The organism is Micrococcus sp. LASM2_SD2, assembly GCF_057364565.1.
The window spans coordinates 1-2,605 of record NZ_JBNFOB010000284.1 but is presented as its reverse complement, the minus strand read 5'-3'; the positions used below and the strand labels follow the sequence as shown (position 1 = coordinate 2,605).

Annotated in this window: 3 protein-coding genes and 1 pseudogene; all 4 read right to left on the bottom strand. The window is 73.9% G+C overall.

The annotated features are described in order from the left end of the window. Positions 1–806 (bottom strand): hypothetical protein (locus tag AC2W7A_RS11465; protein ID WP_485991462.1); only part of this gene is annotated, 806 nt, incomplete at its 3' end. A gap of 8 nt (positions 807–814) precedes the next feature. Then, entirely contained in the window at positions 815–1,846 is a 1,032-nt protein-coding gene (locus tag AC2W7A_RS11460) for a 6-phosphofructokinase (RefSeq protein WP_485991461.1), read from the bottom strand. A 201-nt stretch (positions 1,847–2,047) separates the two neighbouring features. Further along, a complete protein-coding gene (locus AC2W7A_RS11455) occupies positions 2,048–2,344 on the bottom strand; it encodes a PspC domain-containing protein (RefSeq protein WP_485991460.1) in 297 nt (98 codons plus the stop codon). 16 nt (positions 2,345–2,360) lie between these two features. Further along, positions 2,361–2,605: pseudogene (locus AC2W7A_RS11450) on the bottom strand (hypothetical protein); the annotation flags it as partial.

The window sequence follows — 2,605 nt, the reverse complement described above, 5'->3', positions numbered from 1 at the left end:
GCCGCTGAGCGGACCGCGGCCTCAGGCGGCGGGGTCCCAGCCGATCGAGGTCTGCGTCCCCACCGGCTCCATGCCGACCGCCACCGCCGTGTGGTGCGCGGCGGTGTGGCCCTCGCCGGCACGCGCGCCGAGGGCACGAGCCCGTCCAGCCACGCCGACTCCATCGCGGCGGCCGCGGCGTAGACGCCGAGCCCCTTGCCGCGCAGGTGGGGCACGGCGAGCACACCCAGCCGTGCCACGATCCCGGAGAGCACGTCGTAGCCGGCGGCAGCGCAGGCCACTCCGCCGCCCTGTCCGTCCTCGAACACGGGCACCAGGGCGGCAGTGTGGTCCCACTCCGGCAGCCCCGCTGCCGTGACGTCGTCCGCCGGGCAGAGGGCGGCCACCTCGAGCGCGTGGGCGGAGTCGAAGGACACGGCGATCGACCGTGCCGGGTCGACCGCCGGCGCCTCGTCCGCGTAGTAGAGGGTGTGCTCGCCGCGGGAGCGGGCCCCGTGGGTCGCGCCGAGGCGCAACAGCGTGGACTCCAGCGCCAACACCTCGTCGTCCACGTCCCGGCAGGCCGTCACGAACCACTCCGGGCCGGCGACGACGGCCGCCTCGCCCAGGCGGAGGACGGTCGCCACATGCGGACCGTCGCCGGGCAGCACGTCCTCGGCCCCGAGGACGAACTCCACCCGTCGCCCGGGGCCCGGCCCACCCGGGGCGACCGGTCCACCCAGGGTGCCTAGGCCGTCGTCGGGAAGGCCGAGCGCACGGGCCCAGGCGAGGGACACGAGGGCGAGGGTGTGCTCCTGCCGTGCCATGGACCCGCTCAGCGTCCGAAGAGGACCTTGGCCTCCTCGTAGCGCTCGAGCGGCACCTCCTTCAGGCCGGACAGGGCGGCGGACATGGGAACGGAGATGATCTCGGTGCCGTTGGCGGCCACCATCTGGCCCCACCGGCGCTCGGCCACCAGCTTCATGACCTGCATGCCGAACCGGGTGGAGAGCACGCGGTCCGTGGCGGTCGGGTCACCACCGCGCTGGATGTGGCCCAGCACGGTGGCGCGGGACTCCACGCCGGTCATGTCCTCGATCTCGCGGGCCACCCAGTCGCCGATGCCGCCCAGGCGCGGACGGCCGTCCTTGGCGTTGCCGGCGGCGGCCAGCGGGTCGTCCAGGCCCTCCGGGACGAAGCCCTCGGCCACCACCACGAGCGGGGAGCGGCCCTTGTCCCGCACCTGCGTCACCCACTCGGCCACCTGGGACATCGGGGTGCGGACCTCCGGGATGAGGATCGCGTGGGCGCCGGAGGCCATGCCGGAGTGCAAGGCGATCCAGCCGACGTGGCGGCCCATGACCTCCGCCACCATGCAGCGCCCATGGGACTCGCCGGTGGTGCGCAGCCGGTCCATGGCGTCCGTGGCGATCTGCACGGCCGTGTCGAAGCCGAAGGTGTAGTCCGTGGCCATGAGGTCGTTGTCGATGGTCTTCGGCACGCCCACCACGGGCAGGCCGTCCTTGGCGAGGCGGTTGGCGCCGGCCAGGGTGCCCTCGCCACCAATCGCCACGACCGCGTCGATCCCCAGCTCCTGCAGGTTCCGCTTCATGTTCTCGGCTCCGCCGCCGGCGGTGTCATAGGGGTGCGTGCGGGAGGTGCCGATGATGGTGCCGCCGGTGCCGGACAGTCCGCGCACCGCCTGGCGCGGCAGCTCCACCACGTCCTTCTCGATCAGGCCGGCCCAGCCGTTGCGGATGCCCACCATCTCGAAGTCGTAGGTCTTGATGCCGTTGAGCACGGCGGCACGGATGACGGCGTTCAGGCCGGGGCAGTCGCCACCGGAGGTGAGCAGTCCGACGCGCATGGGGAGGGGTCCTTTCGACGGCTGGTCGGGGGAGGGACAGGACGGGAGCCGCAGGCCGGTCCGGCTTCTCTGGTGAGAGGGGCCGGAGGCCTGCGGCTCCAGACTATCGACGACGCGCGGGGTGCTGTCAGCGCCTCCGGGACGGTCGCCCCGATGTGCACCGGAACGTCCGCGCCGGACCGGTTCCCGGCACCGGGCCGGTCAGCGGCCGCGGCGGCCGAGGGCCGAGTCGATCCAGCGCTCGACCGGGATGGACTCGTCCTCCCACGGCAGCAGTGCCCAGGCGGCCAGGTAGAGGCCGACGCCCAGGACGGGCAGCGCGAAGGAGAGCAGCACGATCAGACGCAGCAGCCACACGTTCAGGTGCGTGTGCGCGGCGAGCGAGGAGACGATGCCGCCGGCCAGGCGCGGGCGCGAGCGGCGGAACGGGATCTGCCGGATCGCGTCGAACGCCGGGGTGAGTGCGGTGGTGCGGGACTGGCGGAGGGTGGTGGCCATGGGGTGCTCCTTCTGATCAGACGAGTGCGGAGGTCAGGTTCACGAGGACGCCGGCGGCGACCATGCCGACCGCCAGCGCGCTGGAGACGGACACGAGCCCGGCCCGCCGGCCGCGCAGGGCCGCCAGCAGCAGGACCGGAGCCAGGACCATGAGCGCGGCCGCGCCGCCGGCGATCACCATGGCGGCGACCCCGAACGCCCCAGGGCCTCGATCGCCGAACAGGCCGACCGCGCCATGACCGTCACGGACAGGGCACCGGC